Below are 26,475 nucleotides of genomic sequence, written 5' to 3'. Positions count from 1 at the left end.
GACCGGGGCATCGGAGTGCGACATATGCGGTACTGCGTTGAGCCTCTGGTGCAGGGAGGATGAGTGCAAGTACCAGGAGGCCCATATGACCGAGTGGACGTTGCATTGCGGTGATGCCCTGACCCTGCTTCCCACGCTCAACGACCTCGTGGACGCCGTGGTCTGCGACCCGCCGTACAACTCCGGCGGCCGCACCAACGCCGAGCGCCGCGCCCAGGGCGCCCGCGACAAGTACGTGTCGGGGGACGCCCAGCACGACCTGGGCGACTTCGACGGGGACACCCGGGACCAGCGCGGCTACACCCACTGGCTCGGCCTGGTCCTCGCCGAGGCATACCGACTCACCCGCCCCGGCGGCTCACTGCTCGTCTTCACGGACTGGGCGCAGCTGCCCGCGACGAGCGACGCCCTACAGGCCGCCGGGTGGACGTGGCGGGGGATCATCCCGTGGCGCAAGCCCATCAGCCGCCCGGTGAAGGATGGTTTCAAGCGCGAGTGCGAGTACGTGCTGTGGGGCTCGCGCGGCGACCCGCTCCGCCACGCCCCCGCCATCTACCTGCCCGGGTGGCTCGAGGGCTCACAGCCGCGCGGGAAGGACCGCGTGCACATCACGCAGAAGCCGGTCGACGTCATGCGCCAGCTGGTCCGCATTGCCCCCGAGGGTGGCACGGTCCTGGACCCGTTCGCCGGGTCCGGCACTACGGGCGTAGCAGCGCTCGCCGAGGGCCGGCACTTCATCGGGATCGAGCAGTCCGCGGCCAACGTGACGACCGCCGAGGGGCGCCTGGCCGCCGCCTGACCGCCGGTACGCTCCGGGCACGACTGCGCCCCGCCCAACTGTCATGGGCGGGGCGCAACTGCTCGGCGGCTCAGGCGTCCGGACCCTGCAGGTCAGTGCGGCGGCCCTGCCGCATGTTCGCCTGTCGCTGCTCCCAGTACCGGTCGAACCAGGCGACGTCGTACTCGGGGCGGCTGCTGCCTGGCTGGTAGACGGGGGCCGGCCATCCCTCGGCGGGGTTCGTCGCGAGCCGGTGGATCAGGGTGCGGCTGCGGCCGACGCGCGCGGCCAGCTTGGGGATGGTCATGGTCCTCTTCTCCGGCGGGGGCCCCTCGGGTGGCTCGGGCATGGGGACATCCTCTCGAAGAAGTGTGGACATTGTCCACACTTCTCGCTACGGTCGTACTCGCCAACAACACGGCCCCGGCAAGGAGTTCGCACCTCCCGGCCGGGGCCAGCCAAACCGCCTGTCTTCACCAGGAGGAATGACTTATGCGCGATCGTATCCGCGCCACCACGGCCTACGCCTCGGACCCCGACATGGACCTGGCCCTCGCCCAGGCCCTCACCGCCCCCGACCGGGCCACCCGCGCCCTCATGGCCGACATCGGCACCGCCCTCTGCGCGACCGAGCCGACGCTGCTGATGCGTGAGGTCACCCGCCTCGCGTACGCCGGCCGCGCCGCCGCCGACGTCCACGGCTTCGGCACCCCCCACGCCGTCGCCGCCACCGGCCGCCTGCTGCGCCACATGCCCCGCGTCGACACCCCGACCGGCGAGGCCCCGATCACCCGCGCCGAGTACGGCATGCGCCTCCTGAAGGCGGCCGGCCGATGAGCGACCCGACCCGCGAACCCCTCGTCGGCGCCGCCGCCGACCGCGTCCGCGACCAGCTGACTGGCGCCATCGACCCGGCCACCGCCGCCTTCCTGCAGGCCCTCAACGCCGCGCTGGACGTCCCGCCCCCGGCCACGACCGCAGACACCACGGCCTACCTCACGATCCTCGAGGACCGCGTGCGCAGCGTTCGCGCCAGCCTGGTCGACCTCCTCGCCGACCCGACGCAGGGCCTGGCCTTCGACACCCAGTGGCTGCTCCGCAGGGCCAACGGCACCATCCCCTACGCCACCCGGGAGCAGCAGGGGGGTGACACCCGTGGCTAAGCAGCCCTCGGTCAGCGACACCGATGCCGCCGCCGCGTACCAGCGCGCGCAGGAACAGATGCGCGCCGAGGCCGAGCGTCGCCGCGCGGTCGCCGAGGCCGACGCGGATGCCCGCGCCGCCGCCGCCAACGCGGCCGCCACCCAGTAACCCGCCGGGGCCGCACACCCGTTGCGGCCCCGGCCCCCTTCCTGCTCCCGGAGGAGCACCGTGCTTCACCAGCTCACCCCCTGGGCGCTCACCCACCCGTGGTCGGCCGCCGGGCTCGCCATCGTGGCAGCCCTACTTGCCGCCGCGCCTGTCTGGCTGCTCACCCGGGCCGCGCGGCGCCTCGCTCTCCCGCCCGGCTCGGTGCTCGTTGCCGGGCTCGGCGCCATGGTGTGCACCGCCTACAGCGCGGACACGTCGTGGCGGTTCGCCGAGCACCACCTCGGCATGGCCAACCTCAACGAGCGGGCCGTGATGTTCGCGGCCGGGGAGCTCGCGCTCCTCGCCTGCGCCGTCATGGCCCGCGCCAACAAGGCCGCCACCGCCACCGCCACCGCCGCAGGCACCGCCGGCGTGCCGGGCGTGCTCGTCTGGCTCATCACAGGAGTGCAGATCCTGCCGGCCTACACCGAGTCCGGGCCTCTCGGCGGCACCGTCCGGGCGTTCTTCGGCCCCGTCATGGCCGGGCTGCTGTGGCACCTCGCCATGGGCCTGGAAATCCGCGTCATCCGCCCCGACGCCCTGTCCACCGGGCTGCCCGCCGTCATCGGTCGCGAACTCCGCGAGCGCCTGCTCTCCCGCCTCGGCCTGGCCGCCCGGGACCGTACCGCGGAGCAGATCACCCGCGACCGCGCCACCGCCCGGGCCGTACGCCTCGCCGCGCTCCTGGAGCTGCGCCCCGGCGGACCGCTCGGCACCCTGCGCCGCCGCCGCCTGGCGGCCGCCGTCGCCCGGTCCGGCGCCGGCACGAACGGGGAGCAGCGCCACCAACTTCTTCAGCTGCTCGCCGCCCGCCGTACCTCGGGGCAGCTCGCCACCCTGGCCCTCGCCTCACCGTGGGGTACCCCTGTACCCGAACCCGGGTACCCGGCCACCCCTCTCGGTGTCACCGGAGCACAGCTGCGCCGCATGGACCCGCTCGCCGCCGTCCACCAGGTGCGGTCCGCGCACCCCGAGGCCACCCCGGCCGAGCTCGCCGCGCTGTGCACCGAGTACGGGGTACCCGTCTCCGAGACGCAGGTGCGGGTAGCTACCCGGGCGGGCAACCCGAGCCCCGAGGTACCCGTACCCGAGGTACCCGCGCTCGCCCCGTCCGTGCTGGCCAGCCCGCAGGTACCCGTCCGAGTACCCGTGCTCGCCGCCGACGCGCGGACCCCGCACGTCCACGTCCGCATTCCGGCCCCGGCCGCCGAGGCCGAACCCGAACACACGGCGGTACCCGACACCCAGGTACCCGCCCCCACACCCCGAGAGGTACCCGACCCGACCGAGGTACCCGTGCCCGAGGTACCCGACGACGAGGTACCCGAGGGGGACCTCGACGTGCCCGACCCCGACCCGCTCATCGAGCAGGTACGCGCGGACCACGGCACCCGCGTTCCCGGCATCAAGGCCCTCAAGGCGCAGTACGGCATCGGGCAGCGCCGCGCCCAACTGATCCGCGACACCCTCACCCTGGAGACCACCCCGTGACCGATCGCCCGCTCACCCCGACCCGGATCATCCCGGCCGGGGCGCCGCTCCCGGACCGCGGCCCTCTGCCGGGGGAGGTACCCCCGTGGTGGGAGCGCCCCGCGGCCGCCGCCCCGCCTGCCGGACCGCCCTCACCGCCCACCCCACCGGTCGTCCCCGTACCGCCGTCCGCCCCCGTACCGGCCCCGGTCCACGTCCACGTCACCCTGCAGCCCGGCCCGTACTACGAGCCGCCCGCCCCCACCTGGCGCGAGCGCGTCACCGCCTGGGTGCGTCGCCGCCTCGGCCGTCCCTGGCAGGTCAGCGGCGCGCTGCTCCTGACCGTGCTCCCCTTCCCCGGCACCCACTACAGCGCCGCTGCGACCTGGGCCTACGCCACCGGCCAGGCCCGGGCCGAGTGGGGCGCCCCGACCGGCTACGCCCTCGCCCTGGTCCCCCTCGCCTGGGCCTGCACTCGCGCCGGCCGCCACGGCGCCACCGTCCTGCGCCTCTGCTGCATCGTCATCGCCAGCGGCGGCGTCCTGGGCGTCCTTGACCCGTTCGACCTCGTCACCGCATACACCGGAGTCCACCACCGATGAAAACGACCCTCACCGGCGCCACCTTCGCCGCCTGCCTCATCGCCCTCGCGGTCATGGCCGTCTACCTCCGGAAATGGTGGACCGGCGGCCGCGCGGTGAAAGACCTCCTCGCTATGGCCCAGGGCTTCATCAACGGGGCGTTGTCCACGATCTGCCTCGGCGGCCTCGGCGGATGGCTCGCCGGATGCGCCCGCCAGACCGCCGGAGGCGTAGGCGGCAAGGTCATCAGCACCACCACGGGTACGGACGCCGGAACCCCCATGGCCACCGCCTCACTCGGCCAGCTCAGCCCCGAAGGCGGCGGCGTCGTCTTCCTGCTCTTCGTGCTCCTCCTCCTCTCCTACAAGGCCGCGAACAAGGAGGACAAGGGCCGGCTCGCCGGGTTCCTCTTCGCCGGGATGGTCCTGTGCGTCACCGCCGGCGTCGCCGGAATGCTCGACGGCCTCCCCGAACTCGTCAACGGCCTCGGCCTGTCCGGCCGCAACGCCCTGGAAGGGAACGTCTGATGAACGAGCCCACGAAAGCGCAGCGCCGCGCCCGCACCCTCGTCGCCGGGCAGCGCATCCTCGTCCGCCGCCTCAGCACCCGGGCCACGGCCTGGGTCCGCGCCGGCCGCCGCGACGACCTCGACGGCGTCGCCGCGATCCTCGGCTGCATCCTCCGCGTGGCCATCCTCGGCGGCGCCGCGTACGGGGCGTGGTGGCTGGTCCGCCGCTGGCCCGTCATCCTCTGGGCCGCCGTCCCCCTCTGGCTCTGGGCCGCCGTACGCGCCCTGGACCACGACGAGAAGGAGGCCACCGCCGAGGAGCCCCCGCCGGTGGCCACCCGCGACGCCGTGGTTCAACTCCTGCACGAGGTCCTCGGCGACCGCCCCGCCGTGCACCTGTCCGAGGTCCTGGAACACCTCCAGTCCAAGGGGCAGGGGAAGGGCTGGAAGGTGGCCGACCTGCGGGCCCGACTGGAGGCCCTCGGTATCCCCGTCGAGCTCAAGGTCAAGGTCGGTCGGAAGGGGCCGACCCGCGGGGTCCTTAAGGCGGCCCTGCCGCCCCTCTCCCAACCCGAGGAGACGGAACCGTCTACCACCCCGTCCCCCACCGTCTGACCTGCACGTCTACCGTCCCGTCCCCCGCCCTCTACCCACGTTTTCCGGCGGCTCTACCGCCGGTCTACCCCTACGGCAGGAGCCCCCCATGCAGTCTCTCGGCGCCCTTATCGCCCGCGTACGCGAGTCCCGAGCCGATGCACTCGCAGCCGACGCACTGGCGCTCTACACCCACGCCATGGCCCTCATGGAAGCGACACCGCCCGACACCCCGGAGACGAACTCCCGCAAGGCCACAGCCCACCGGCTGGCCGCACGCGCGGAACTCCTGACCGCACGGTCGTACCGGTGGCGCCCCGCACCCGCGAAGCACTGACCCCCGGGGCGGCCGTTCGCCTGGCAGTGAGCCGGCCGCCCCGGGGCCCCTATCCCCATCACAGAGACAGGACCCCGCATCATGGCATTCGGCCGACGCAAGACCGAGCAGCAGCAGCCCGCCACCCCGGCCGGGACGCTCCCCACGACCATGCCCGCCCGCCTGCCCGCCGACGACCCGCGTACGGCCAGCCACGAGACGACGTATCAGAGCAGCCGCGGAGGCTGGCTCAAGAGGGGACGATGACCACCATGCCGAAGAAGATCGAGCACGCCCCTGCGGGCAAGCACCTGACCCTCGAAGAACTCGCCGCGTTCGTCGCCGACGCCTACGCGGCCGGCGCGCACGGTGACGACGTCCCCACGGCCCGGCTGTCGTTCAGCGGGCGTCTACAGAAGCTCGTCGTAGAGGTCGAGCACGAATAGCCGCGCGCCGTTCTGCGCCCCGTACCGCATCCCTCGCGGTACGGGGCGCCGTCGCGAGAGGATCGGGGCATGAACGGCTTGGTGAAGTTCCTGCGCACCCTGACCGCACTCCCGCACCGACGTCCGTCCGGTGGAGTTCTCCCGCCGTCTAAGGGCTATGAGGACTCGACACTCGTCTACCTGTCACCCGGCCGCCGCATCACCGATCCTCCGCATCGCAAGCAGTGACGTCCGTAACACTTCTGACACGTTCTCCGACGCCCCGCCCGGCCCCCGCCGCGCGGGGCGTTGCCGTTGTTCCGCATCCTTTCGCCGCGCTTTCGCAGCAGAATCGCGCGCGTTTCTCACACGAATCGCAGACGAATCGAAGAAGAAACGCGATCGATTCTCTGACGACTTTTCGGCGTTTCCGCAGGTCACCCGATTCTGTCCCCAGGGGACTCCCCGGGGACTCGCGCGCGCGGGGTCCACTCCACTCCAATCCACTACCTACATGTGGCTGATGTAGAGAGAGATCCACAGCAACCAGCGCGCGACGCACACGCGCGCTCTCTCTCCCCACCACCACGCTTGACGATCACCAAACCGTGTCGCACCATTGGCCGCAGTCCACCCTGCCCAAAAAGCAGAACGACCCCCCACACACCGCCAACTCGCAAGGGGTCTCACCGTGTTCGGAAGCCGCAAGACCGACGCCGAGAAGGCCGCGGCCCGACGCACCCGCCAGATCACCGCCGCCGCCGCATCCGCCGGCCTCACCGTCATCGGCGGCAAGTTCAGGGCCCCGAACCAGGAACCCATCCCCGTCGACGGCGCGACCATTACCGTCGAGCGCGGCGAGGACGCCGGGAAGCGTGTCACTGCCACCCGCGTACTGCTGACCGGGATCTTCGCCCTCGCGCTGAAGAAGGACCGCACGCAACTCTTCATCACCATCGAGAACGGGCCGCAGGTCATGCTCTGCCCCGTCCCCGTGAAGAAAGAGCCGGCCGCCCGCGTCCTCGCCACCATCGTCAACGGCACCGCCGACACCACCGAAGCCGACACCGACGAGTAGCCGCTCATCCGGGAGGAGCCGCCCATGCGCGTACGCCTCACGGACGGCACCCGCACCGTCGACATCAGCACCGAGCCCCGCGAACACCTCCCCCTCGACCAGATCGAGGCCACCGCCCTACGGCTGATGCAGGCACTCCCCCCACGCACAACCCCCCACACCTACGCCGACCCCCACCCCGGCGACGACACCCCCGTCCCCTTCGGCTACCAGCCACCCGCTGACCTCGACGGCACCAGCCTCGGCAGCGACCTTGAGCGAGCCGAGCCGTACATCGAGCCCGGCCGGGACGACGACGAGTACGACGACCAGGAGCACCGACCTTGAGCGGCGGATGGGCCGACAGCACCAGACGCAACGAACTGCCCGACAACTGGTACACCGAGATCCGGCCGTACGTCCTCCACCGCGACGAGTACCGCTGCCGCTGGCGCGAGGGACGCACCGTGTGCGGACACCACGCGAACCAGGTTGACCACATCAGGGCAGGCAACGACCACAGGTACGAGAACCTGCAAGCGCTCTGCCAGCACCACCACGCGATCAAGAGCAGCCGCGAGGGCAACGCCGCACGCTGGCGCGAGAGGGCCCAACGGCAGCCCGAACGGCATCCCGGGCTCATCCGACCCTGAACGGCCAACAGATCGGCGCCTACGGCCCCCAGGGGGTGGGGGGTGACTCCCCCTCCCGGGGCCCCTTGGCGCTCGGGAGGTGCTGCGGGCCTGGTTCTGTACGGGTCTGGGGATACGGCCACGCTGCGGGGCGTGGGCGGCTCGCTGGCGGGCGAGCGTGGGTGCGGTGGGGTGATTTGATGCCGTGCGGCTGAGGGTCCGCACAGAGCGTCTCACCCCGCCGCCTCACCGATGCGAAGTTGATACGCACAGGTCAGGGACCTGAAAGCGTACGCGGCTGTAGACTGGGGCCATGCCGACGAGCCGAGACTGCGAGCACTGCCGGGGGCCCATGCCGCTTACGGCCCGGAGCCACGCCCGGTACTGCGCGCCGCGGTGCCGAGCAGCTGCTGCTCGCCGTCGGCAGACGGTCCCCGCCGAGCTCACGCGCCGGCCGCGGTGGGTCCGGCACTCCGACCGCAAGGTCCCGCTCACCGTGGGCGGCTCGGTCGCGAGCAGCACCGACCCGTCGACCTGGTCGCGCCACCGCGACGCCGCCCGCTCGACGGTGGGCGCCGGCTTCGGGTTCGTCCTCGACGGCGACGGCGTCGTCTGCCTCGACCTCGACCACTGCGTCGACATCGACGGCGAGGTCGCCGCGTGGGCGCAGACGATCCTCGATGCCGCGGTCGGCACGTGGGTGGAGGTGTCCCGTTCCGGCACGGGGCTGCACGTCTGGGGGCTCGGCTCGTTGGAGGCCGGGCGCCGCATCACGTACCGGGGCGGCAGCGTCGAGCTGTACGCCGATGGCCGGTACATCGCGGTTACCGGGGCGACGTTCGGCGACACGCCGCGTCGGCTCGGCGACCTGCAGCACGTCATCGACGCTCTGCTGTAGCGGCCCGACACGGGCGCGCTGCGGCGCACCCGACACGGGAGGTACAGCCATGGCAGGCATGGGTCCGGCCCCGAAGCCGGCCGACCGCAAGGCGCGGCGGAACAAAGACACGATCCAGCAGACCGTTCTCAGGTGGGAGCCGGCCGAGGCGCCCGAGCTCCCCGAGTTCCGCATCGAGCGCGACGGGCAGCTCGTCGAGTTCGTCTGGCCAGAGCGCACCCGCGAGTGGTGGCAGATGTGGATCGACAGCCCGCAGGCCGATCATTTCGGGGCGAGCGACTGGCAGTACCTGCTCGACACTGCCCTGATTCACGCCCGGCTGTGGAACGGCGACCTGTCGGCGGCGGGCGAACTGCGGCTGCGTGTTGCTGCGTTCGGTGCGACGCCGGCTGACCGGGCCCGGCTGCGCATGGTGTTCGCCGAGGCGGACGGCGCCGATCAGGGGCGCGGCCGGTCCGGGGGGCCGTCTGCGCGTGAGCGGTTCGGTACGGCGAAGCTGCGGTCGCTGCCCGGCGGGAAGACAGCCGACGGGGGGTAGGGCTCATGCCGTGGCGCGGCTCTGAGTTCGAGGGCGAGCGCCCGACGTTGGGGTACTACGCCATCGACTGGATGATGCAGAACCTCGCCCAGCCCGGCCGGGACGACGGCGCCCCGTTCATCCCGACGCAGGAAGAGGCCGATTTCCTGCTCGCGTTCTACGAGCTGCACCCGGTGACCGGCAAGCGAATCGTTCACCGCGCGCTGCTCAGCCGCCCGCGAGGCTGGGGGAAGAGCCCGTTTGTCGGGGCGATCGCGCTTACCGAGGCGTGCGCCGATGTGGTCCCGGATGGGTTCGACGCGTACGGCGAACCGGTCGGCCGGCCGTGGCACTCGATCCGTACGCCGCTCGTCCGTATCGCCGCGGTGACGGAGCAGCAGACCGACAACACGTGGATTCCGTTGCTGGAGATGGCGCGCGGCCGGGCGCTCTCGACCGACTACGGTCTCGACGTCCTCGACACCGTGATCTACCTGCCGCGCGGTCAGGTGTCGCCGATCACGTCGAGCGCGACGTCGGCCAAGGGCGACCCGGCCTGCTTCGCGTCCCTCGACCAGACCGAGGAGTGGAAGGACTCGAACGGCGGGACCAAGTTCGCGAAAGTGCTCAGGTTCAACGCGGCCAAGCTCGGCGGTTCGATCATCGAGACCCCGAACGCGTTCACGCCGGGCGAGGGATCCGTCGCGGAGCGGTCGGCGTCCGACTATCAGGCGATCATCGAGGGCCGGTCGCGGGCGCGCGGCATCCTGGTCGACCACCGCGAGGCGCCGCCCGAGACGGACCTGCTCGACGAGGAGTCGCTCGTCGCCGGGCTGCGGTACGCGTACGGGGACAGCAGCGATCACCCCGACGGGTGCGTGCTGCATGATCCGCCGTGCGAGCCGGGCTGGTCGCCGATAGAGCGGCTGACGTCCGAGTTTTACGACACCTCGAACGAAGTGCAGGACCTGCGGGCAGACCTGCTGAACCAGATCACGCACGCCTCGGACGCGTGGCTGTCGCAGCCCGAGGTGCGCGCCGCGTCCGACCTCGACCGGGTGGTCGAGCCGGGCGACCGGATTGTGCTCGGGTTCGACGGCTCACGGAAGCGCAGCCGCGGGGTGACGGACGCGACGGCCCTGATCGGCTGCCGCCTGTCCGACGGGCATCTGTTCACGATCGGTGTGTGGGAGCAGCCGCAGAACTGGCGGCCGGGGCCGGACGGCGAGGGGTGGCAGGTACCGGTCGTCGAGGTGCTCGCCGCGGTGCATGAGGCGTTCGCGACGTACGACGTGATCGGCATGTACGCCGACCCCGCGAAGTGGGAGAGCCACGTCGCGGACTGGGAAGCGGCGTACGGGCCGCGCCTCAAGGTGCAGTCGACGCGGAACCACCCCATCGAGTGGTGGATGACCGGCGGCCGGTCGACGCTCATCGTGCGGGCGCTGGAGAAGTTCCACACGGCGCTCACCGAGCGGGAGCTCACGATCGACGGCGCGGCTGCGCTCGTGCGGCACCTGCTCAACTCCCGGCGGCGCAAGACCCGGTCGGGCATTCAGATCATGAAGGAGAACCCCGACAGCCCCAACAAGATCGACGCCGCGGTCGCGGCTGTCCTCGCGTGGCAGTGCCGCCTCGACGCGATCGCTAAGGGCATCACGGCCGAGCCCGAGGAAGTCGGCGGCTACACCTTCTGAGCCCGAGAGGGGGCGACGTGCTCGACGAGACACCGGAGATCGACAATCCGGACTACTGGCTGCTGCGCCTCGGCCGGCAGATGCGGCGGCGCGAGCGGCTGCTCGACGAGTGGTGGCGGTACTACCGCGGGCGGCCGCCGCTGCCGGAGCTGCCGAAAAACATCGAGCAGGCGTTCATGGACTTCCAGCGCAAGGCGCGGACCAACGTATGCCAGCTGATCGCGAACGCGTCCGTGCACCGCCTGACCGCGCTCGGGGTGACCGGCCCGGACGGCGAGCCGGACACTCGGGCGTCGCGGTGGTGGCAGCAGAACCGGCTCGACTCCCGGCAGAAGCAGGTGTGGCGGGTCGCGATGAGCCAGTCGGTCGGGTACATGCTCGTCGGCGAGCACCCGACCCGGACCGAGGACAACGGCCGGCCGTCGCCGCTGATCACCGCCGAACACCCGCGCGAGTGCATCGTCGAGTACGACCCCGAGACGGGTGAACCGCTTGTCGGGCTGAAGGCGTACGCGAACGACGTGGACGGCTACGGGTACGCGGTGGTGTTCTTCGACGACGTCCGATTCCATTACCGGACCCGGGAGCGGTGCGGGCGGCGGCTGCCGTGGGGGCCCGACTCATGGGTGCCGGTCGGTGGGGACCAGGGCGAGCCGCACGATCTCGGCATGCTGCAGCTGGTCGAGTTCGCGCGGATGCCCGACCTCGGGGAGGACCCGGAACCCGAGTTCGCCGGGGTCATGGACATTCAGGACCGGCTCAACCTCGGGGTGCTCAACCGCATGTCGACATCCCGGAACATGGGCTTTCCGCGTACGTGGGTCAAGGGCCACAAGTTCGCGAAGAAGAAGGACCCGAACACGGGACTTGTCACCGTCGAGCAGCCGTTCGTGCCGGGCCCCTCGGCGATCTGGGCGAGCGAGTCCCCCGACGCCATGTTCGGGCAGCTGCCCGCCGCCGACTTGAGCGGGTTCCTGAAGGAGCACGAAAGCGATGTGCGCGACGCTCTGATCCTGTCGCACACCCCCGCGTACTACTACGCCGGGCAGCTCGTGAACATCTCGGCGGACACGATCGGGGCGCTCGACATCCTGCACGTGGCCAAGATGCGCGAGCACATCGCCGCGTTCGGCGAGGGCCTTGAGATGGTCATGGAGCTGTGTGCCGCGCAGGCCGGGGTGCCGGAGGACTACATCGAGGCCGAGGTGCGGTGGGCGAACCCGGCGCACGCGAGTCTCGCGGTCAAGGCCGACGCGGCGACCAAGCTCAAGAGCATCGGCTATCCCCTCGACGTGATCGCCGAGGAGATGGGCGAAACGCCGGCCACGGTCCGCAGGATCACGGCGGGCGCGGCCGCGCAGCAGCTGCTCGCCGCGTCGCTGCTCCCGGCCCCGGGTGCGGCGCCGACGGCGGGCAACCTGCCCGAGGACGACGACGGCGGGGCGCTCGATGGGTGAGGATCTTCGGGCCGCGCTCACCGACCGGTACGACGCCCTGTCCGGTGGGCTGCGCGATCGGCTGATCTCGTTCGTGCTGTCCGCATTCGACTCGCTCGGCGACTACCGCGACCGGGACGCCGCGGCGTTCGCCGAGCGGGTGCTGCCGGTGGTCCTGGCCACGCAGCAGCAGATGGGGCAGCTCACCGACGCGTACCTGTCGCAGATGATCGCGGACATGATGGGCGGGGCCGCGGCCCCGGCCGGTGTTGCCCTGTCCGAGGAGCTGCGGGGGGTGCCGCCGAGCGAGGTGTACCGGCGGCCGTTTGTGCAAATGTGGACAGCGCTTAGCCGTGGGCACGACCTGGTCGACGCGATCGATCAGGGCCGGACCCGGCTGCTGTCGATCACGGAGACGGATCTGCAGCTCGCGCGTACGCATGCGGCGCGTGCCTCGATGGAGCGGGGCCGGGTGCAGTTCTTCCGGCGGCGGTTGTCGTCGGGGAAGAACTGCGCGTTGTGCACGATCGCCTCGACGCAGCGGTACCGGGTCGAGAGCCTGATGCCGATTCACCCGGGCTGTCACTGCAAGCCCGAGCCCTTGCCGGGCAACCAGGACCCGGGGCAGGTCATCGATGAGCAGCTGCTGCGCGAGGCGCACGCCGCTGTCGCCAAGGGCGTTGGCCAGTCCGATGCGGGCGGCCGGTCCCCGGACTACCGCGACGTGATCATCACGCGCGAGCACGGCGAGTATGGGCCCCTGCTGGCCGTCCGCCGCCAGAACTTCACGGGCCCGGACGACATCCCGGCCGCGTGACCGTACGGCGCCGACACGGCGCGTCCACACGCTCACCCACCCCGACACGGGAGACACCACCATGCCCATGCGTACCCTGCCCCGTCACGCCCGTACCGGGCAGACCGCCGTCGGATGGCGCAAGCCGCGGCCCGGCGAGGATCCCGCAGAGCTGTACCCGGTGTGGCCGATCCTCGGCGGCGCCGAGGACGACGACGGCGGGGACGACCAGGACGACGACGAGGACGACAACACCGACGACGAGTCCGACACGGACAACGACGACGACAAGGTCGACCACAAGGCCGAGGCCGAGAAGTACAAGGCGCTCATGCGTAAGCAGGAGGCCCGGGCCAAGGCGAACGCGGCGGCCGCGAAGGAACTCGCGAAGATCAAGCGCGAGGGAATGAGCGACCTCGACAAGAAGGTCGACGAAGCGGTCGCAGCGGCCCGCGCCGAGGAACGCGTCAAGTCCGGCGTGCGAGTGGCTCGGCAGGCGTTCCTCGCCTCGGCGTCCGGCCGGCTGGAGAACGCGAAGGACGTCGCCGACGAGCTCAACCTGAAGAAGTACGTCGACGAAGAGGGCGACGTCGACGAAGACGCGATCGCCGAGCTCGTCGACAAGCTCGCCCCGAAGAGGTCCGACAAGGACGACAGCGACGACCAGGACGAGCGCGACACGCGCCGCCGGCGTCGCACCGGCGGCTTTCAGGGCGCGCGCAGCGGCAGCGGACGCAGCAAGACCAAGAGCGGCGCGGCAGACGGAGTTTCTCTGTACGAGGAGCTCATCGGTCCGCGCACCTCGAAGAGCTGACCCAAGGAGACCGACATGAACCTTCAGCAGACGGTTCGTACCTTCGGGATGGACGATCAGTCGTGGCTCGGCAGCGAGCACGGAACTCGGGCGACCGAGTCGTGCACGCTCGACACCTCGACGTTCACCCCGGCAACTCACTACCCGGCCGGGTACTTCAAGAGTGGCACGCCCCTCGGGCAGATCACCGCCACGAAGAAGTTCGGCCCCTACGACAACGCGGCAACCGACGGCCGAGAGAAGCTCGTCGGCCACCTGTTCGCGGCAGTCGGCGCCCCGAGCGACAACACGGTCGACGTGGCCGCAGCCATCCTCACGCACGGGAAGGTCCGTGTGTCTCGGCTCCCGGTTCCCGCTGCGGTCGATGCCGCCGGCCGTGCCGACGTCGCCGGCTCCATCCGCTACCTCGACAACTGAAAGGGGGGTGACCTGACATGAGCTGGGTCCTTGACACGCAGTACATCACTCCGGAAGAGCTCACGCCGCTCACGCGCGTGGCTCTCGCCGAGCAGCAGGTGAACGCGTTCACGCTCGCCCGCTGGCTGCCGAACGTCGTCCTGGACGACATCGTGTACTCGTACCAGAAGGGCGGGGAGGGCGGTCTCACCGAGACCGCGGTCTACCGGTCGTGGGACACCGAGTCACGCATCGGACGCCGCGAGGGCGTCTCGGACGTCATGGGCGAGCTGCCCCCGATCTCCGAGAAGATCCCGCTGAACGAGTACGACCGGCTGCGCATCCGCAACATGGACGACAACGACCCGATGCGCCGGCTGATCGCCCGTGACGCGAACCGGATCGCGTCGAAGATCGCCGCCCGGTTCGAGGTCGGCAAGGGGCAGGCCCTCGCCGACGCGCAGTTCACGATCAACGAGAACGGTATCGATCTGCCGCCGGTCGTGTTCGGCCGCAAGCCGGAGCACAGCGTCACGGCGGCGACGCTGTGGACCGACCACGCGAACGCGACGCCGATCACCGATCTCGAATCGTGGGTGCAGACGTACATCGACACGAACGGTGTGCCGCCGGACCGCATGCTGATGCCCCGCACGGTGCTCGCCGACATGCGGCAGTGCGACCAGGTCGTGCGGCAGGTCTTCCCGCTCGCCCCGGCCGGGTCCGCTCCCATGGTGTCCGTCGAGCAGCTGAACACGGTGCTGTCGGGCATGGACCTGCCGCCGATCGAGATCAACGACGCGCGGGTGTCCGTCGACGGTGTCGCGACTCGGATCATGCCCGCGAACGCGATCGTGTTCGTCCCCGCACCGGGGCCGACGGACGCGGCGCAGCCGTCCGACCTCGGCGGGTTCCTGCTGGGCACGACTGCCGAGGCGCTGGAACCCGAGTACGAGTCGGTTGACGGGCGTGCCGGGATCGTGGCGGCGACGTACAAGACCAAGGAGCCGATCCGGCTGTGGACGCACGCGGCCGCGGTCGGTATGCCGGTGCTGCGGACGCCGAACCTGACGTTCAAGGCGGTGGTGCGCTGATGGGGCGCAGGCTGAAGACGTTCGTGCACATCGACGGTGTGGCCTACGGGCCCGACGACCGGGTGCCCTCGGCGGTGGCCGCTCGGATCGGTGACCACGCATGGGAGGACGACGAGTGGCGGGGCGAGGAGGGGCCCGAGGGGGTGGGGTTCAAGGACCCCACGACTCAGCAGCCGCCCGTCGAGGCCCCGCCGCGGTCGGGCCGAGGCTCGGGCGTCGAGGCGTGGAGGGAGTTCGCCGCTCAGCACGAGCTCGACGTCGACGCCGACGCGAGCCGCGAGGACATCATCGCGGCCGCCGAGACGGCTGAGCTGATCGAGCGAGAAGAGGGGTAGAAGGATGGCGGCGTTCGCGACGGTCGAGGACTACGAACGGCGCGCCGCCGTCACCCTCGCCGGGCCGAAGCGCGACCAGGTCGAGGCGTACCTCGACGACGCGTCGGCGCTGATGCGGCGGCACATCCCGGACGGGTACACCCCGGACGCGGAGACGACCCGGGCGATCGCCGTCGCGGTGACCCGCCGGGTCGTCGCGAACGGCGGCGGGTACCGGCAGCGGACGATCGGGCAGTACTCCGAGACGCTCGGCGAGAACGGCGGGCTGTACCTCACCGCCGACGAGGTCGAGCAGCTGCAGCCCGACGACCAGACCGACCCGGACGCCGACGCGGCGTACACGGTCGACCTGGTCGGCGGGCCCGGCTGGCGGGATGACCCGGCCGACTACTGCCGGCGGCTGCTGTGATCCCCGACGACCTCCTGCCGCATCTGGTCGAGGTCGAGACGCCGGGCCGGACAACTGACCGTTACGGCAACACGGTCGACGACTGGTCGGCGTCGACCCGGGCCCCGGTGCAGGGGTGGATGCAGCAGAACACCGGGGGCGAGGAGACCGACCAGCGGAACGCGCAGATCGGCGAGTGGCTGCTGATGTGCAATCCCTGGTCGACGGACGGGGCTGCGCTCACCGTGCACGGCGCCGACCGGGTCCACTGGAACGGCGCCGTGTTCGAGGTGATCGGGCCCCCGGGCCCGGCGTACGAGCCGGCCGCGCTCCATCACTACGAGATCCGTCTCAAGACCGTGGAGGGCTGAGACATGAGGCTCATCGTCAACCGGCAGGGCGTCGCGTCGTTCCTGAAGGGGCCGCGGACGCAGGCCCTGATCGAGCGCAAGACCCGGGCCGCCGAGGCCGCCGCGTCCGCTGCCGCGCAGGCGGACGGGTGGCGCGGAGAGTTCCGCACGGACCTGTCCACCGAAGGTCGGCGGGTGCGCGGCGCTGTGATCGGTGACTACTCGACGCCGTACCCGGCAGTGTCGCGGAAGGCGCTGCTGGCCGGCCTCGACGCGGCGCGGGCGCAGGACTGATGCGCCCGATGGAGTTCCGCGACGCCACCGCCGTCTACGTCCGGTACCTGCGCGAGCAGCTGCTCGCCCGCGGTGACACGGCCACCGTCGGCACCCGCGTGCCGAGCCCGCGCCCGGCCCGGCTGGTGCGCGTCGAGCGGATCGGCGGGGCCCGCCTCGACCGGATCACCGACCGGCCCCGCCTCGACATTCACTGCTGGGCCCCGGCCGAAGAGGAAGCGTCCGACCTGGTGCAGCTCGTGCGGGCGCTCACGTTCGGCATGCCCGGGTGGCGTGGCGCCACGGTGTACGACGTCGCCGAGGTCGGCGGCCCGAACCTCTTGCCCGACCCCGAGACATCCTCGCCGCGGTACGCGTTCGCAGTGGAGGTGTCCATCCGCGGTACCGAGCTCGCCCCTGTATGACCGGCTCACCCGCCGCAGACCGCACGCCCCCGCGCCGACCGCCGGGGGCTTCCCCATGGAGGGCCCTATGAGCACCCCGACCCCGCCCGTCCTGGAGGACGGGCTCCGCAACAACCTGATCCGCAAGCAGCTGCTGCAGGCGATCTACGCTGCGGACTACACGGCCGCCGCGATCACGAGCCCGTTCACGGAGACCGGGGCGCTCGCCGCGCTCCCGGCCGGGTACGTGGCCGTGGGCTACACCACGGACGACGGGCTGACGTTCACCTCGGATCTGTCGATGGTCGACACCACGTCCAGCCAGAGCATCGAGCCCACCCGCTCGGACGTCGAGACCGAGGTGCTCACCGGCCAGTACGCGCCGCAGGAGACGAACCGGGCGACCGTGGCCATGTACAAGGGATTGTCGCTCTCGGGCGCCGACGCGCTGCCGGAGATAGGTGAGGCGTGGGAGATGAAGCGCCCGGCCGTGCCGAAGGTGCCGTACTACCGAATGCTTTTCCTGGGCGTCGACTACGGCGACGACGGCGGCGAGATCTACGTCGCGAAGTTCTACCCGAAGGCCCGGCCGACGAGCAAGGACTCGCAGCAGTGGGCCCGCAGCACCGAGTCGCAGTGGCCGGTCACGGTGCAGGCGTACCGCGACCCGGTCCTGAAGACCGCCGAGATGGAGTGGGTCGACGGGCCCGGCTGGCGCGCGATGGCGGCGCCCATCACGCCCTGACCCCTCCCAATGAACGGGCGGGGGGCGGCGGTTCTGGGTGAGCCCCACCGCCCTCCGCTCTCCAATGCTCACCCACTGCTCACCCATGAAAGGCACGATCATGAGCAAGCCCAACAAGGCCCGGTTCCGTCTGTCCGCCGTGCGTGCGTCGTACGCGGAGGCAGTCGGCGGCGATTCCGTCGAGGTCGAGACCGACGACGGGAAGGTCTACACGTTCCCGCACCCGCTGTTCACCAGTGACGAACTGGCCGAGAAGATCAACGCCGCCGAGGGCGACCTCGGCAAGGCGCGCGTGCTGCTCGGCGACCAGTGGGACGACTACGTCAAGAGCGGCGGCGACGCCAACTCGCTGATGCTCGTACACATGGCGGTGCGCACCGAGTCGCAGGACACAGTGGGAAAGCACCGGCCGCCGCACAAGTAGACGGCGGCGACCCGGACGACGAGCCCGAGCTCGTCACGTACACCGTCCTCGACGTCCTCGGCGACCACCCCGAGGCCGTCGAGGCAGACCTCGCCCACCACTACCCCGAGTACGGGCCCGGCGGCCCGGTCGCCGCGTACTGGCGGGGCGAGATCACGCTGCGGTGGCTGCGCGTCATGGTCGAGGGTCTGCCACCGACGGGTGCGCTCGCGCGGGCTGTGGCCGGCCACGCATGGACACAGGGCGATTGGACCGCGGCTGATGTCCGCGACATGACCGAGCTGCTGCTCGTCATGTATGCCCGCGTCAACGCGAAAGAGGGATCGCCGCCGATTCCGTGGCCCGAGCCGTCGTGGCGGCCAGGCGACCCCCTGCCGGAGACGGCAGCCGCGGCGGACGAAGAGAAACGCGCCCGCGCCCGCGCCACGTACGAGCGGATCAACTCGCAGATGCTCCCCGAGAAGAGGTGATCCGTCGTGCCGGTCGAGGTCGGTGTCGGGTACGTGTCCGTGGTCCCCGAAACCAGGGGGTTCGGGCCCGAGCTGCAGCGGCAGATCACCGGCCCCTCGGCGGACGCCGGCGCCGCCGCAGGCCGGCAGTCTGGTTCCGGATTCCTGTCCGGGATGGGTGGCGCCCTGAAAGCCGGCGTTGCCGGGGTAGCAGCGGCGGCCGGCGCATTGTTCGCGGTCGGGTTCACCGAGGCGGCTGCGCAGGACAAGAGCAACGCGCGTCTCGGTGCACAGCTCGGGCTCACGGAGAAGGAGTCGGCCCGGCTCGGCAAAGTGGCCGGGAAGGTGTTCGGCAAGGGGTACGGCGAGAGCATCGACCAGGTGAACGAGTCGCTGCGCGGGCTCGCGCAGAACGGTGTCGCCGCGGTCAATGCTCCGAAGAAGGATCTTGCCGAGCTTTCAAAGTCGGCGCTCAATTTGGCCGAGACGTTCGATGTTGAAGTGGGGGCAGCCGCGGCGTCCGCCGGGCAGATGATCAAAACGGGCCTAGCCAAAAATGGCAAAGAGGCGTTCGATCTGATCACTGCTGGGTTCCAGTCCGGCGCGGACAAGTCCGGGGATTTCCTGGACACACTGAACGAGTACGGCACGCAGTTCCGTAAGGCGGGTTTGGACGGGGCTACGTCGATCGGGCTGATCTCGCAGGCCCTGCAGGCAGGCGCCCGCGACGGCGATATCGCTGCCGACGCGATCAAAGAGTTCTCGATCCGGGCAGTCGACGGGTCGAAAACAACCGCGGATGGGTACAAGCTGCTCGGGCTGTCGGCTGACACCATGGCGAAAAAATTCGCCAAGGGTGGGAGCTCGGCAACGGCCGCGCTCGATGTCACGCTCGACAAGCTGAGGGCGATCCCCGACCCGGTGAAACAGAACGCCGCAGCGGTCGCACTTTTCGGCACGCAGGCCGAGGACCTCGGCGCCGCGTTGTTCGCGATGGATCCGTCGAGTGCCGCAGACAAGCTCGGGAAAGTCGGGGGCGCGGCCGAGAAGATGGGCAAGACCCTCCACGACACTGCGACAAACGATTTCGAGGTTTTCAAGCGGCAGGCGCTGCAGGGCCTTGCGAACGCGGCAGATAAGTACGCGCTACCGGCCGCTGCCCGCCTCGGCGACATCCTGCTGAATAACGTACTGCCCCCCCTGAAGTCCACGGGTCGGGCGGCTATCGATGTGCTCGTGCCCGCCGTTGAGCGGACTGGGGCAGCGTTCTCCGCGGGTGTGTCATGGGTACGCGAGTACGGGGCATGGCTGCTCCCGCTCGGCGTCGCGGTCGGCGGACTCGCTCTCACGATGGGCGCGTCGGCGATTGCGACCAGCGCGGTAACCGCCACGTTCAGCATTTACCGCGGGGTGATCCTCGCGGCGGCCGCCGTCACCCGCGGGTACGCGGTCGTGCAGGGCGTGCTCAACGCGGTGATGTCCGCGAACCCGGTGGGGTTGATCATCACCGGTATCGCGGCCCTGGCCGTGCTGCTCGTCGTCGCGTACAAGAAGTCGGACACGTTCCGGGGGATCGTTCAGGCAACCTGGTCGGGGATCCAGACCGGATGGTCCGCGCTGTGGTCCGTCCTGAAACCCGGCGTCGATGGGTTCATGACGGGGTTGCGCGCGATCGGTGACGCGGCGGCGTGGCTGTGGTCGACCGTGCTGTCGCCCACGTTTACTTTCATTGGTATCGCCGCGAAAATCCTTGTCACTGCGGTCGTTACGCTCGCACTGTTGCCGATGATCGCCATGTTCAAGCTGGTGGCTGCAACGGCGTCATGGCTCTGGTCTACCGTCCTAGGTCCGGTATTCGGGTGGATCGGCGAAAAAGCTGTATGGCTGTGGGACAGCGCAATCAAGCCCGCCTGGAGCAGTATGCAAATCGGATTCCAGGCCCTTGGCGCGATGGCGTCCTGGCTCTGGAGTTCCGTGATCAGCCCGGTATTTGGGTGGATCGGCGAAAAAGCGGCGTGGCTCTGGTCGCAGAAGATCAAACCTGCCTGGGATTTCATCAAGGTTGGGGCCGGTCTTCTCGGCGACAAGGTTCAGCAGCTGTGGAGTGACTACGCTCAGCCCGCCTTGCAGTCGATTGGCGACAAGGCGACGTGGTTGTGGGAAAAGGCGCTGAAGCCAGCGCTTGACTTCGGAAAAGCCGGTGTCAAAGCATTTGGTGAAGCGTTCAAATCCGCGAAGGAGAACATTAAAGAGCAGTGGGACAAGCTCAAGAACATCGCGAAAGCCCCGATCGAGTTCATCGTCGACACCGTCTACAACAAGGGGATTCGCGGCGTCTGGAATGAAGTTGCCGGGGCTTTCGGCGCGCCCAAGCTGCCGAAGTTCGAGGGCTTCGCGCGGGGCGGTGTGCTGCCCGGTACGTCGTCCTGGCGGCAGGGCGACTCCCACCTGGTCCCGATGCGCCTCGGCGAGGGCGTATACGTCTCCGAGGCGATGTCCGACCCGTACGAGCGGGCCCGGCTGCACGCGGTCAACTCGGCGGCGATGCGCGGCCAGTCCCTCGCCCCGTTCCAGGGCGGCGAGGGGTTCAGCAAGGGCGGCATCTTCGACTGGGTGAAGTCGACAGCGTCCAGGGGCGTCGACCTCGCGAAGAGCGGTGTGTCCTGGCTGAAGGACGGAATCAAGGAGTCCGCCGAGGCTGGTCTCAACACCGTGGTGCGCCCGCTGCTCAAGAAGATCGCGGGCGACGCGAGCCTGTACCGCGACATGGTGACTGGCGTTCCGAAGCGGATGATCAAGGCGATCATTGGCTACTCGGGCCAGGCCGACACCCAGATGGAGAAGGCGGGCATCGGCGGCAAGGGGTACAAGGCTGGGCTCACCTGGGCCCGTACGCAGAACGGGAAAAAGTACCAGTGGGGCGGCAACGGCAACCCGAGCTGGGACTGCAGCGGTCTCGTCTCCGCGATCGAGTCCGTTGTGCGCGGCGAGCGCCCGCATCGGCGGTGGGCCACCGGCGCGTTCTCCGGCAGTCACGCGCCGGCCGGGTGGGTCCGCAACCGGCGCAGCCCGTACATGATCGGGATTACTAACTCGGGCGTCGGCCACACGGCCGGAACGATCAACGGGACCAACGTCGAGAGCCGGGGCGGCGACGGCGTCGTGATCGGCGCCCGAGCCCGCTCGTACCACGACCCCCTGTTCACCGACGTCTACGGGTTCAAGGGCTACGCCCGCGGCGGCCGGCCCCGCCCCGGCGAGCTCGCCTGGGTAGGCGAACACGGCCCCGAGCTCTACCAGTTCGGGGGCGGCGGCCGCGTCATCGACCACGAGTCGTCGATGCGGATCGCAGCCGCCGAGGTCGGCGCGCAGCTCGTCGGCCGCGCCGTCGCCTCGACACCGCTGGCCGACAGGCCGTCGGTCCGCTCGGCGGCCGCAGCAATCCCGGCGGCCGCTGCCCGGGCGGCAGCGCCCGAGTCCGGTCTGCAGCACGGGCAGCAGCTGGCGCTCGTCCTCGCGGACGGAACGCAACTCGACGCGTACGTCGATACCCGGGTCGATGCCGGCCTCGGCGACGTGCGCCGCCGGAGCCGCGCAGGAACGAGAGGAAGGTGACACCACTGTGCCGATGATTGTGAACCCGTCCGCGCCGCAGATCACGCCACCGGCGCGGGTGGTGTCCCCGGACGGGTGGCTGGCCGCCACGGTGGACAGTCTGTGGGCGGGGGTGGTGCTGTCGTACGACGCCGCCACCCCCGCCGACACCGCCCGAAATTTCGCGCTGAACCCCAGCGTGGAGGTGGATTTGGCCGATACGCAGGCATACGGCAGCAGCACGCGGGCTCGCGTGACGACGGACGCTCGGTACGGGGCAGCGTGTGTGCAGCACACGAGCCTCGGCACCGGGACAGCCGGCACCACCTGGTCCATCCCCCCGCAGGGTGCGGGAACCACCATCACGATCAGCGTGTGGGTGAAAATCCCGGCCAGTGGCGTCACGAACCTGCTGGTCAACTGGCGCTCCGGGTCGGTCGCCCTGTTCACCCGCAATTTCCCTCAGCTCGTCGCTCCCGGTGAGTGGGCGCAGCTCACGGCCACCTACACGATCGCCGCAGGGCAGACCTGCGATCGAGTGGGGGTGGCCGCGGCTACCTCAGCAGCGGGCGTGGTCTGGTGGGCTGATGGGTGCATGGCCGAGGTGGGCAGCGAGGCGCACCCGTATGTCGACGGCGGCCAACCCGGATGCGTGTGGGACGGCGCCCCGAACGCCTCAACCTCCCGCCGCGTCACCTCGACCGCGAACCCATCCGCGATCCGGAAGGTCCGGATCGTGCGTCAGGACCCGGGCGGCTCAATCGTCCCGGTGCGCAGCGCCGACACGGCGTGGGCCGTCGAGGGCCGAGGCACCGCGTACGACCATGAGGCGCCGCTCGGACGGCCGGTCGTGTACACGGCCACACCCATCTACGCGGACGGGACGACGGGCCCGGCATCGTCTCTGGCGGTGACAGTCCCGGCGCCCCAGCCCGGCGAGGACCGCGACCTGTGGATCAAGAGCGTCGACGAGCCGGGCCTGTCCATGCGAGCCATGATCGTGGACTGGCCCGGCCCTAGCAGCGCCGGCCGCCTCGACGCCCTCGACGCGGCGGGCAGCCCGTACCGGGTCGTGTCGTGGGATGTCCACGGCGCCGAGACGTACGCGGTGACCGTCGACGTTCCGCCCGAGCAGGTCGAGCACATGCGTGAGCTGCTGCGGGCCGGGGTGCTGCTCGCACAGGTCCGGCCGGAGTACCTGACCCCGGACAGCTATTTCGTGCCGGGGGACATCGTCGGCCCGACCCCGACCGGCAAGCTCGGCTCGTCCGAGGGCTACCGGTACACGTTCACGGTCGAGCCCGTCGAGCGCCCCCACACCGAGGGGCAGCGCATGCGCATGCCGGGATGGTCGTACGACACCGTCGCAGCGCGGTTCGCGACGTACGACACCGTGGCGGCCAGCTACCCGACGTACGCGGCGCTCAGTACGGACGGGGTCACATGATCGAGCTGCCACCCCAGACCGCTGCGGCCCTGCCCCGGGCGGTCCGGCGGACCAAGCGGGCCGAGTGGAGCAACGACGGCGGCCGGACCTGGGTGCCGTGCCGGGTCGGGGCCGCGCAGGTGCGGCCGGACCGGACCGCCGAGTGCCGGTGGTCCGCGACCGCCGACCTCATCGGCGTGCCGACCGGCCGCGCCGGCGTCAACGCGGTGGCGACGTGGGTGCGGCTGTGGGAGGGGATTGCCGCACCCCGCACCGACACCGAGTGGGTGCCCGCCGGGGTGTACGCAGTCGAACGGCTGAAGGAAGGACGGACGGCTACCACGGTCGAGCTGCTCGGGCTGGAATCGGTCCTGACGGACGCGAGCCTGCCCGTGCCCCGGAGCATCGAGCGGGACACGGCGCGCGTGATCGCGGCCGGGCTCGTCGGCGAGGCGCTGCCGGGGGCGGTCGTGTCGTGGCGGCCGGGCGTGAACGCCGACCGCAAGGTGCCGCGCATGGTCGTCGACGAGGACCGGTGGCAGGCGCTCAGCGGCGGCACCGACACCTCGGGCACGTCGACGGGCATCGCGGCCGCGCTCGGCGCAGAGATGTGGTGCGACGCCCGGGGCATCCCCACAGTGGGCCCGGTGCCCACGCTCACCGACCCGGTGGTGTGGCGGCTGCCGTACGGGCAGGGCCGGGCGTGGCCCGCACGCGAGCAGTCCGCTGAAGGACTCGTCAACTGCTGGATGATCTCCGGCGACAGCGGCGACGGCAGCCCGGCTATCGGTCCGGTCGCGGTGTGGGACGACGACCCGGGCAGCCTCACGTACGCGGGCCCGGACCCGGTCGGCGATCCCCTCGCGCCGCAGCGCCTCGGACTCGCCGGGGTGCGGCTGCGCACGGCCCGGTACTCGTCGCCGCTCATCACAACGACAGAGCAGGCGTACACCGTCGGCCGGGCCCGCCTCGCGGACAGCCTCGGCGTGCAGGCGTCGCTGTCGTTCGACGCGTACAGCCATCCGGGGATCGAGCCGGGCGACGTCGTCGAGGTCGAGGTCGAGCCGGGGGTGTGGGAGCTCCACATCATCGACTCGTGCCCGCGCACGCTCGGCGCCGCGTCCATGCAGTGCCAGACCCGCACGTCCACGAGGAGGCTGTGACATGGGCATCCGAGAAGACCTCGGCGCCGACCTCGCCGCCGCGGCGGGCAGCGGGCAGGGCGGCTTCAAGACGGTGACAGTGCAGGTGGTCGACGTCACGGACACCGGAACGGTGAACGTCAACTACAACGGCGCGCTCCTGTTGGACGTGCCGTGCACCGACGCCTACCGCAACCGGGAGGCCGGCGATTCCGTAGCCATGCGCCCCGGCGTGCAGCCGGTCGTGATGTGGCGGCTCGGCGACGACCCGAGCAGTGTCGACGACAACCGGATCAGCGAGATAGCCGACGACGTCGCCCATGACGTCCAGGTCGTACGTGCCGTCACCTGGGGCACCGACGCCCCGGCCGGCTCCGGATGGCAGACCACCTCGCAGCTGTACGTCCGCAAGGTGAACGGCAAGGTCGAGCTCTACGCGCAGATCGGCGCCCCGACCGACACGTCCCCCGACGCCCCGGCCGGCCGGGCCCCGAACCCGGTCACGGTCACGGCGACGGACTCCGGATCGTGGCGGAATCAGAGACAGGACGAGTACGCGTCCACCCCCATGCAGGGGGACTGGACCGGCGGCGGGAACCGGCGCGGCGGCTGGTTCTACGACACGAAGATCGCGGACGCCTGCGCGGGCAAGACCGTCGCGGGCATGCGCGTCACGTTCACCCGCAAGCGCGGTTCCGGCGTCAACGGCAAGAGGCCGCTGCACCTGTACCTGCACGGCTACACCTCGCCGCCATCCGGGCAGCTCTCCCTCGGAACCGGCCCCGAGGAGCTGCTCAGCCTGTCCGTGGGCGCCGAGGGCACCGCCTCGCTCCCAGCGAGCTGGTGCACGGCGCTCGCGGCCGGCACGGCGCGCGGCCTCGCGATCTACAGCACCGGCAGCGCCGACTACATGGGCGTGACCGGCGGCTCCATCAAGATCACATTCTCAGCGTAAGGGGAGCCGTATGGCCACCATCGGATACGCCCAACTGCCCGTGCCCGCAGGGGGCGACAGCCCCACGGTCCCGGCCGACATTGCCGAGCTCGCTGCGGCGATCGATCCGCACCTGGTTCAGACCCCGGTCGACCTCGCCGACCGGAACAACAAGCTGGCCGACGCCCCGGCGCAGACCCTCGCCATCGCGCGGGACGGCACGACCTGGCTCAAGACCTCGGGCACCGCGAACACGTGGATCACGATGTGGGAACCGCTTCCGGCGTGGCGGCCGTTCACTCCCGCGTCCGGCATGACGACCGGCGACATCACGCTCGGCGTCCGCCGCGAGGGCATGCGCGTCCGGCTGAAGGGCCGCGTCGCCAAGAGCGACGGCACGAACCTGGTCGCGGACTATGCGGTGAATCTCGGCGCTGTCCCGTCCGACTGCATCCCCGTCGGGCTGCGGAGCTGGCCCGCGAGCTGCTCGCTGAACGGGGCCACGATTCAGGCGACGGGCCGCCTTGAGGTCATCGGCCTGAACACCAGCTCGGCGTACGGCCAAGCCGGGGACGTCATTTGGTGGTTTCAGGACCCGCCCGGCACCGCCTGGGTGGACCTGTCCGGCGGCTACGACTTGGACTGAGAGAGC

36 protein-coding genes are annotated in these 26,475 nt (G+C 70.8%); 35 read left to right on the top strand and 1 reads right to left on the bottom strand.

Annotation, left to right across the window (positions count from 1 at the left end):
* Window positions 1-85: 85 nt before the first annotated feature.
* Complete coding sequence (locus ACLQ2N_RS08335) at window positions 86-799, top strand: DNA-methyltransferase (RefSeq protein WP_425810630.1); 714 nt, start codon at window positions 86-88, stop codon at window positions 797-799.
* Between the two features lie 70 nt (window positions 800-869).
* Here the strand turns inward: ACLQ2N_RS08335 and ACLQ2N_RS08330 are convergent, their stop codons facing one another.
* Window positions 870-1,127: a hypothetical protein gene (locus tag ACLQ2N_RS08330; RefSeq protein WP_425810628.1), complete on the bottom strand. Its 258-nt coding sequence runs from the start codon at window positions 1,125-1,127 to the stop codon at window positions 870-872.
* Between the two features lie 143 nt (window positions 1,128-1,270).
* On the opposite strand from ACLQ2N_RS08330, the gene ACLQ2N_RS08325 reads away from it, so the two are divergent.
* From ACLQ2N_RS08325 to ACLQ2N_RS08160, 34 genes are all read left to right on the top strand, one after another.
* The gene (locus tag ACLQ2N_RS08325) at window positions 1,271-1,615 is read left to right on the top strand and encodes a hypothetical protein (RefSeq protein WP_425810626.1); all 345 of its coding nucleotides are present in this window, start codon (window positions 1,271-1,273) and stop codon (window positions 1,613-1,615) included.
* Complete coding sequence (locus ACLQ2N_RS08320; RefSeq protein ID WP_425810624.1) at window positions 1,612-1,941, top strand: hypothetical protein; 330 nt, start codon at window positions 1,612-1,614, stop codon at window positions 1,939-1,941. Before ACLQ2N_RS08325 ends, ACLQ2N_RS08320 begins: the two co-directional genes overlap by 4 nt.
* Window positions 1,934-2,089 carry a hypothetical protein gene (locus tag ACLQ2N_RS08315; RefSeq protein ID WP_425810623.1) on the top strand — a complete coding sequence of 52 codons (156 nt, stop codon included), beginning with the start codon at window positions 1,934-1,936 and terminating at the stop codon, window positions 2,087-2,089. Before ACLQ2N_RS08320 ends, ACLQ2N_RS08315 begins: the two co-directional genes overlap by 8 nt.
* Before the next feature lie 60 nt (window positions 2,090-2,149).
* On the top strand, window positions 2,150-3,619 hold the full coding sequence (locus ACLQ2N_RS08310) for a hypothetical protein (RefSeq protein ID WP_425810621.1): 1,470 nt from the start codon (window positions 2,150-2,152) through the stop codon (window positions 3,617-3,619).
* A complete protein-coding gene (locus ACLQ2N_RS08305) occupies window positions 3,616-4,200 on the top strand; it encodes a hypothetical protein (protein WP_425810619.1) in 585 nt (194 codons plus the stop codon). The genes ACLQ2N_RS08310 and ACLQ2N_RS08305 overlap by 4 nt, the downstream gene beginning before the upstream one ends.
* Complete coding sequence (locus tag ACLQ2N_RS08300) at window positions 4,197-4,706, top strand: hypothetical protein (protein ID WP_425810617.1); 510 nt, start codon at window positions 4,197-4,199, stop codon at window positions 4,704-4,706. The genes ACLQ2N_RS08305 and ACLQ2N_RS08300 overlap by 4 nt, the downstream gene beginning before the upstream one ends.
* The gene (locus ACLQ2N_RS08295) at window positions 4,706-5,302 is read left to right on the top strand and encodes a hypothetical protein (protein ID WP_425810615.1); all 597 of its coding nucleotides are present in this window, start codon (window positions 4,706-4,708) and stop codon (window positions 5,300-5,302) included. Before ACLQ2N_RS08300 ends, ACLQ2N_RS08295 begins: the two co-directional genes overlap by 1 nt.
* 88 nt (window positions 5,303-5,390) lie before the next feature.
* Entirely contained in the window at window positions 5,391-5,618 is a 228-nt protein-coding gene (locus tag ACLQ2N_RS08290; RefSeq protein WP_425810613.1) for a hypothetical protein, read from the top strand.
* Window positions 5,619-5,699: 81 nt separating this feature from the next.
* Window positions 5,700-5,864 (top strand): hypothetical protein, encoded by a 165-nt coding sequence (locus ACLQ2N_RS08285; protein ID WP_425810611.1) that lies wholly within the window; start codon window positions 5,700-5,702, stop codon window positions 5,862-5,864.
* Window positions 5,861-6,043: a hypothetical protein gene (locus ACLQ2N_RS08280; protein ID WP_425810609.1), complete on the top strand. Its 183-nt coding sequence runs from the start codon at window positions 5,861-5,863 to the stop codon at window positions 6,041-6,043. Before ACLQ2N_RS08285 ends, ACLQ2N_RS08280 begins: the two co-directional genes overlap by 4 nt.
* Before the next feature lie 670 nt (window positions 6,044-6,713).
* The gene (locus ACLQ2N_RS08275; protein WP_425810607.1) at window positions 6,714-7,100 is read left to right on the top strand and encodes a hypothetical protein; all 387 of its coding nucleotides are present in this window, start codon (window positions 6,714-6,716) and stop codon (window positions 7,098-7,100) included.
* Between the two features lie 24 nt (window positions 7,101-7,124).
* The gene (locus tag ACLQ2N_RS08270; protein WP_425810605.1) at window positions 7,125-7,427 is read left to right on the top strand and encodes a hypothetical protein; all 303 of its coding nucleotides are present in this window, start codon (window positions 7,125-7,127) and stop codon (window positions 7,425-7,427) included.
* Window positions 7,424-7,732, top strand: coding sequence for an HNH endonuclease (locus ACLQ2N_RS08265; protein ID WP_425810603.1), 309 nt, complete (start codon window positions 7,424-7,426; stop codon window positions 7,730-7,732). The genes ACLQ2N_RS08270 and ACLQ2N_RS08265 overlap by 4 nt, the downstream gene beginning before the upstream one ends.
* A 292-nt stretch (window positions 7,733-8,024) precedes the next feature.
* On the top strand, window positions 8,025-8,609 hold the full coding sequence (locus ACLQ2N_RS08260; RefSeq protein ID WP_425810601.1) for a bifunctional DNA primase/polymerase: 585 nt from the start codon (window positions 8,025-8,027) through the stop codon (window positions 8,607-8,609).
* Between the two features lie 49 nt (window positions 8,610-8,658).
* Complete coding sequence (locus ACLQ2N_RS08255) at window positions 8,659-9,147, top strand: hypothetical protein (RefSeq protein WP_425810599.1); 489 nt, start codon at window positions 8,659-8,661, stop codon at window positions 9,145-9,147.
* 5 nt (window positions 9,148-9,152) lie between these two features.
* Window positions 9,153-10,823, top strand: a complete 1,671-nt coding sequence (locus ACLQ2N_RS08250; RefSeq protein WP_425810597.1) for a terminase — start codon at window positions 9,153-9,155, stop codon at window positions 10,821-10,823.
* Between the two features lie 17 nt (window positions 10,824-10,840).
* A complete protein-coding gene (locus ACLQ2N_RS08245; RefSeq protein ID WP_425810595.1) occupies window positions 10,841-12,280 on the top strand; it encodes a phage portal protein in 1,440 nt (479 codons plus the stop codon).
* The gene (locus tag ACLQ2N_RS08240) at window positions 12,273-13,076 is read left to right on the top strand and encodes a hypothetical protein (protein ID WP_425810593.1); all 804 of its coding nucleotides are present in this window, start codon (window positions 12,273-12,275) and stop codon (window positions 13,074-13,076) included. The genes ACLQ2N_RS08245 and ACLQ2N_RS08240 overlap by 8 nt, the downstream gene beginning before the upstream one ends.
* Before the next feature lie 61 nt (window positions 13,077-13,137).
* Entirely contained in the window at window positions 13,138-13,869 is a 732-nt protein-coding gene (locus ACLQ2N_RS08235; RefSeq protein ID WP_425810591.1) for a hypothetical protein, read from the top strand.
* A 15-nt stretch (window positions 13,870-13,884) separates the two neighbouring features.
* A complete protein-coding gene (locus ACLQ2N_RS08230) occupies window positions 13,885-14,286 on the top strand; it encodes a head decoration protein (RefSeq protein ID WP_425810590.1) in 402 nt (133 codons plus the stop codon).
* 17 nt (window positions 14,287-14,303) lie between these two features.
* Window positions 14,304-15,359, top strand: a complete 1,056-nt coding sequence (locus ACLQ2N_RS08225) for a major capsid protein (protein ID WP_425810588.1) — start codon at window positions 14,304-14,306, stop codon at window positions 15,357-15,359.
* Window positions 15,359-15,694 (top strand): hypothetical protein, encoded by a 336-nt coding sequence (locus ACLQ2N_RS08220; RefSeq protein ID WP_425810586.1) that lies wholly within the window; start codon window positions 15,359-15,361, stop codon window positions 15,692-15,694. The genes ACLQ2N_RS08225 and ACLQ2N_RS08220 overlap by 1 nt, the downstream gene beginning before the upstream one ends.
* A gap of 4 nt (window positions 15,695-15,698) precedes the next feature.
* Window positions 15,699-16,103 (top strand): hypothetical protein, encoded by a 405-nt coding sequence (locus ACLQ2N_RS08215; RefSeq protein WP_425810584.1) that lies wholly within the window; start codon window positions 15,699-15,701, stop codon window positions 16,101-16,103.
* A complete protein-coding gene (locus tag ACLQ2N_RS08210; RefSeq protein ID WP_425810582.1) occupies window positions 16,100-16,453 on the top strand; it encodes a hypothetical protein in 354 nt (117 codons plus the stop codon). The genes ACLQ2N_RS08215 and ACLQ2N_RS08210 overlap by 4 nt, the downstream gene beginning before the upstream one ends.
* 3 nt (window positions 16,454-16,456) lie before the next feature.
* Window positions 16,457-16,726, top strand: a complete 270-nt coding sequence (locus ACLQ2N_RS08205) for a hypothetical protein (protein WP_425810580.1) — start codon at window positions 16,457-16,459, stop codon at window positions 16,724-16,726.
* Between the two features lie 8 nt (window positions 16,727-16,734).
* Window positions 16,735-17,130, top strand: a complete 396-nt coding sequence (locus ACLQ2N_RS08200) for a hypothetical protein (protein ID WP_425810578.1) — start codon at window positions 16,735-16,737, stop codon at window positions 17,128-17,130.
* 67 nt (window positions 17,131-17,197) lie between these two features.
* On the top strand, window positions 17,198-17,854 hold the full coding sequence (locus tag ACLQ2N_RS08195; RefSeq protein WP_425810576.1) for a phage tail protein: 657 nt from the start codon (window positions 17,198-17,200) through the stop codon (window positions 17,852-17,854).
* 100 nt (window positions 17,855-17,954) lie between these two features.
* The gene (locus ACLQ2N_RS08190; RefSeq protein ID WP_425810574.1) at window positions 17,955-18,278 is read left to right on the top strand and encodes a hypothetical protein; all 324 of its coding nucleotides are present in this window, start codon (window positions 17,955-17,957) and stop codon (window positions 18,276-18,278) included.
* 272 nt (window positions 18,279-18,550) lie between these two features.
* The gene (locus ACLQ2N_RS08185; RefSeq protein ID WP_425810572.1) at window positions 18,551-18,748 is read left to right on the top strand and encodes a hypothetical protein; all 198 of its coding nucleotides are present in this window, start codon (window positions 18,551-18,553) and stop codon (window positions 18,746-18,748) included.
* Window positions 18,749-18,754: 6 nt separating this feature from the next.
* A complete protein-coding gene (locus ACLQ2N_RS08180) occupies window positions 18,755-22,342 on the top strand; it encodes a phage tail tape measure protein (protein WP_425810570.1) in 3,588 nt (1,195 codons plus the stop codon).
* Window positions 22,343-22,349: 7 nt separating this feature from the next.
* Entirely contained in the window at window positions 22,350-23,768 is a 1,419-nt protein-coding gene (locus ACLQ2N_RS08175) for a hypothetical protein (RefSeq protein WP_425810568.1), read from the top strand.
* Window positions 23,765-24,910 (top strand): phage tail protein, encoded by a 1,146-nt coding sequence (locus tag ACLQ2N_RS08170; RefSeq protein WP_425810566.1) that lies wholly within the window; start codon window positions 23,765-23,767, stop codon window positions 24,908-24,910. The genes ACLQ2N_RS08175 and ACLQ2N_RS08170 overlap by 4 nt, the downstream gene beginning before the upstream one ends.
* A 1-nt stretch (window position 24,911) precedes the next feature.
* Window positions 24,912-25,844: a hypothetical protein gene (locus ACLQ2N_RS08165; protein WP_425810564.1), complete on the top strand. Its 933-nt coding sequence runs from the start codon at window positions 24,912-24,914 to the stop codon at window positions 25,842-25,844.
* Between the two features lie 10 nt (window positions 25,845-25,854).
* The gene (locus tag ACLQ2N_RS08160; RefSeq protein WP_425810562.1) at window positions 25,855-26,469 is read left to right on the top strand and encodes a hypothetical protein; all 615 of its coding nucleotides are present in this window, start codon (window positions 25,855-25,857) and stop codon (window positions 26,467-26,469) included.
* Window positions 26,470-26,475 lie beyond the last annotated feature (6 nt).

Origin of the sequence: Streptomyces sp. DT224 (assembly GCF_049844595.1) — a bacterium.
In the GTDB taxonomy this organism is placed as follows: domain Bacteria; phylum Actinomycetota; class Actinomycetes; order Streptomycetales; family Streptomycetaceae; genus Streptomyces.
The sequence above is the reverse complement of the archived record's forward strand: the minus strand, read 5'-3'. Positions and strand labels throughout refer to the sequence as shown.

Bases quoted from the DNA above. Each gene is read 5' to 3' on its own strand.
- ACLQ2N_RS08270 (WP_425810605.1), top strand. From the start codon at position 7,125: ATGCGCGTACGCCTCACGGACGGCACCCGCACCGTCGACATCAGCACC.
- ACLQ2N_RS08285 (WP_425810611.1), top strand. From the start codon at position 5,700: ATGGCATTCGGCCGACGCAAGACCGAGCAGCAGCAGCCCGCCACCCCG.
- ACLQ2N_RS08250 (WP_425810597.1), top strand. From the start codon at position 9,153: ATGCCGTGGCGCGGCTCTGAGTTCGAGGGCGAGCGCCCGACGTTGGGG.
- ACLQ2N_RS08255 (WP_425810599.1), top strand. From the start codon at position 8,659: ATGGCAGGCATGGGTCCGGCCCCGAAGCCGGCCGACCGCAAGGCGCGG.
- ACLQ2N_RS08225 (WP_425810588.1), top strand. From the start codon at position 14,304: ATGAGCTGGGTCCTTGACACGCAGTACATCACTCCGGAAGAGCTCACG.
- ACLQ2N_RS08235 (WP_425810591.1), top strand. From the start codon at position 13,138: ATGCCCATGCGTACCCTGCCCCGTCACGCCCGTACCGGGCAGACCGCC.
- ACLQ2N_RS08160 (WP_425810562.1), top strand. From the start codon at position 25,855: ATGGCCACCATCGGATACGCCCAACTGCCCGTGCCCGCAGGGGGCGAC.
- ACLQ2N_RS08300 (WP_425810617.1), top strand. From the start codon at position 4,197: ATGAAAACGACCCTCACCGGCGCCACCTTCGCCGCCTGCCTCATCGCC.
- ACLQ2N_RS08215 (WP_425810584.1), top strand. From the start codon at position 15,699: ATGGCGGCGTTCGCGACGGTCGAGGACTACGAACGGCGCGCCGCCGTC.
- ACLQ2N_RS08205 (WP_425810580.1), top strand. From the start codon at position 16,457: ATGAGGCTCATCGTCAACCGGCAGGGCGTCGCGTCGTTCCTGAAGGGG.
- ACLQ2N_RS08295 (WP_425810615.1), top strand. From the start codon at position 4,706: ATGAACGAGCCCACGAAAGCGCAGCGCCGCGCCCGCACCCTCGTCGCC.
- ACLQ2N_RS08280 (WP_425810609.1), top strand. From the start codon at position 5,861: ATGACCACCATGCCGAAGAAGATCGAGCACGCCCCTGCGGGCAAGCAC.
- ACLQ2N_RS08325 (WP_425810626.1), top strand. From the start codon at position 1,271: ATGCGCGATCGTATCCGCGCCACCACGGCCTACGCCTCGGACCCCGAC.
- ACLQ2N_RS08165 (WP_425810564.1), top strand. From the start codon at position 24,912: ATGGGCATCCGAGAAGACCTCGGCGCCGACCTCGCCGCCGCGGCGGGC.
- ACLQ2N_RS08185 (WP_425810572.1), top strand. From the start codon at position 18,551: ATGACCGAGCTGCTGCTCGTCATGTATGCCCGCGTCAACGCGAAAGAG.
- ACLQ2N_RS08170 (WP_425810566.1), top strand. From the start codon at position 23,765: ATGATCGAGCTGCCACCCCAGACCGCTGCGGCCCTGCCCCGGGCGGTC.
- ACLQ2N_RS08190 (WP_425810574.1), top strand. From the start codon at position 17,955: ATGAGCAAGCCCAACAAGGCCCGGTTCCGTCTGTCCGCCGTGCGTGCG.
- ACLQ2N_RS08240 (WP_425810593.1), top strand. From the start codon at position 12,273: ATGGGTGAGGATCTTCGGGCCGCGCTCACCGACCGGTACGACGCCCTG.
- ACLQ2N_RS08200 (WP_425810578.1), top strand. From the start codon at position 16,735: ATGGAGTTCCGCGACGCCACCGCCGTCTACGTCCGGTACCTGCGCGAG.
- ACLQ2N_RS08195 (WP_425810576.1), top strand. From the start codon at position 17,198: ATGAGCACCCCGACCCCGCCCGTCCTGGAGGACGGGCTCCGCAACAAC.
- ACLQ2N_RS08335 (WP_425810630.1), top strand. From the start codon at position 86: ATGACCGAGTGGACGTTGCATTGCGGTGATGCCCTGACCCTGCTTCCC.
- ACLQ2N_RS08330 (WP_425810628.1), bottom strand. From the start codon at position 1,127: ATGCCCGAGCCACCCGAGGGGCCCCCGCCGGAGAAGAGGACCATGACC.
- ACLQ2N_RS08320 (WP_425810624.1), top strand. From the start codon at position 1,612: ATGAGCGACCCGACCCGCGAACCCCTCGTCGGCGCCGCCGCCGACCGC.
- ACLQ2N_RS08290 (WP_425810613.1), top strand. From the start codon at position 5,391: ATGCAGTCTCTCGGCGCCCTTATCGCCCGCGTACGCGAGTCCCGAGCC.
- ACLQ2N_RS08260 (WP_425810601.1), top strand. From the start codon at position 8,025: ATGCCGACGAGCCGAGACTGCGAGCACTGCCGGGGGCCCATGCCGCTT.
- ACLQ2N_RS08230 (WP_425810590.1), top strand. From the start codon at position 13,885: ATGAACCTTCAGCAGACGGTTCGTACCTTCGGGATGGACGATCAGTCG.
- ACLQ2N_RS08220 (WP_425810586.1), top strand. From the start codon at position 15,359: ATGGGGCGCAGGCTGAAGACGTTCGTGCACATCGACGGTGTGGCCTAC.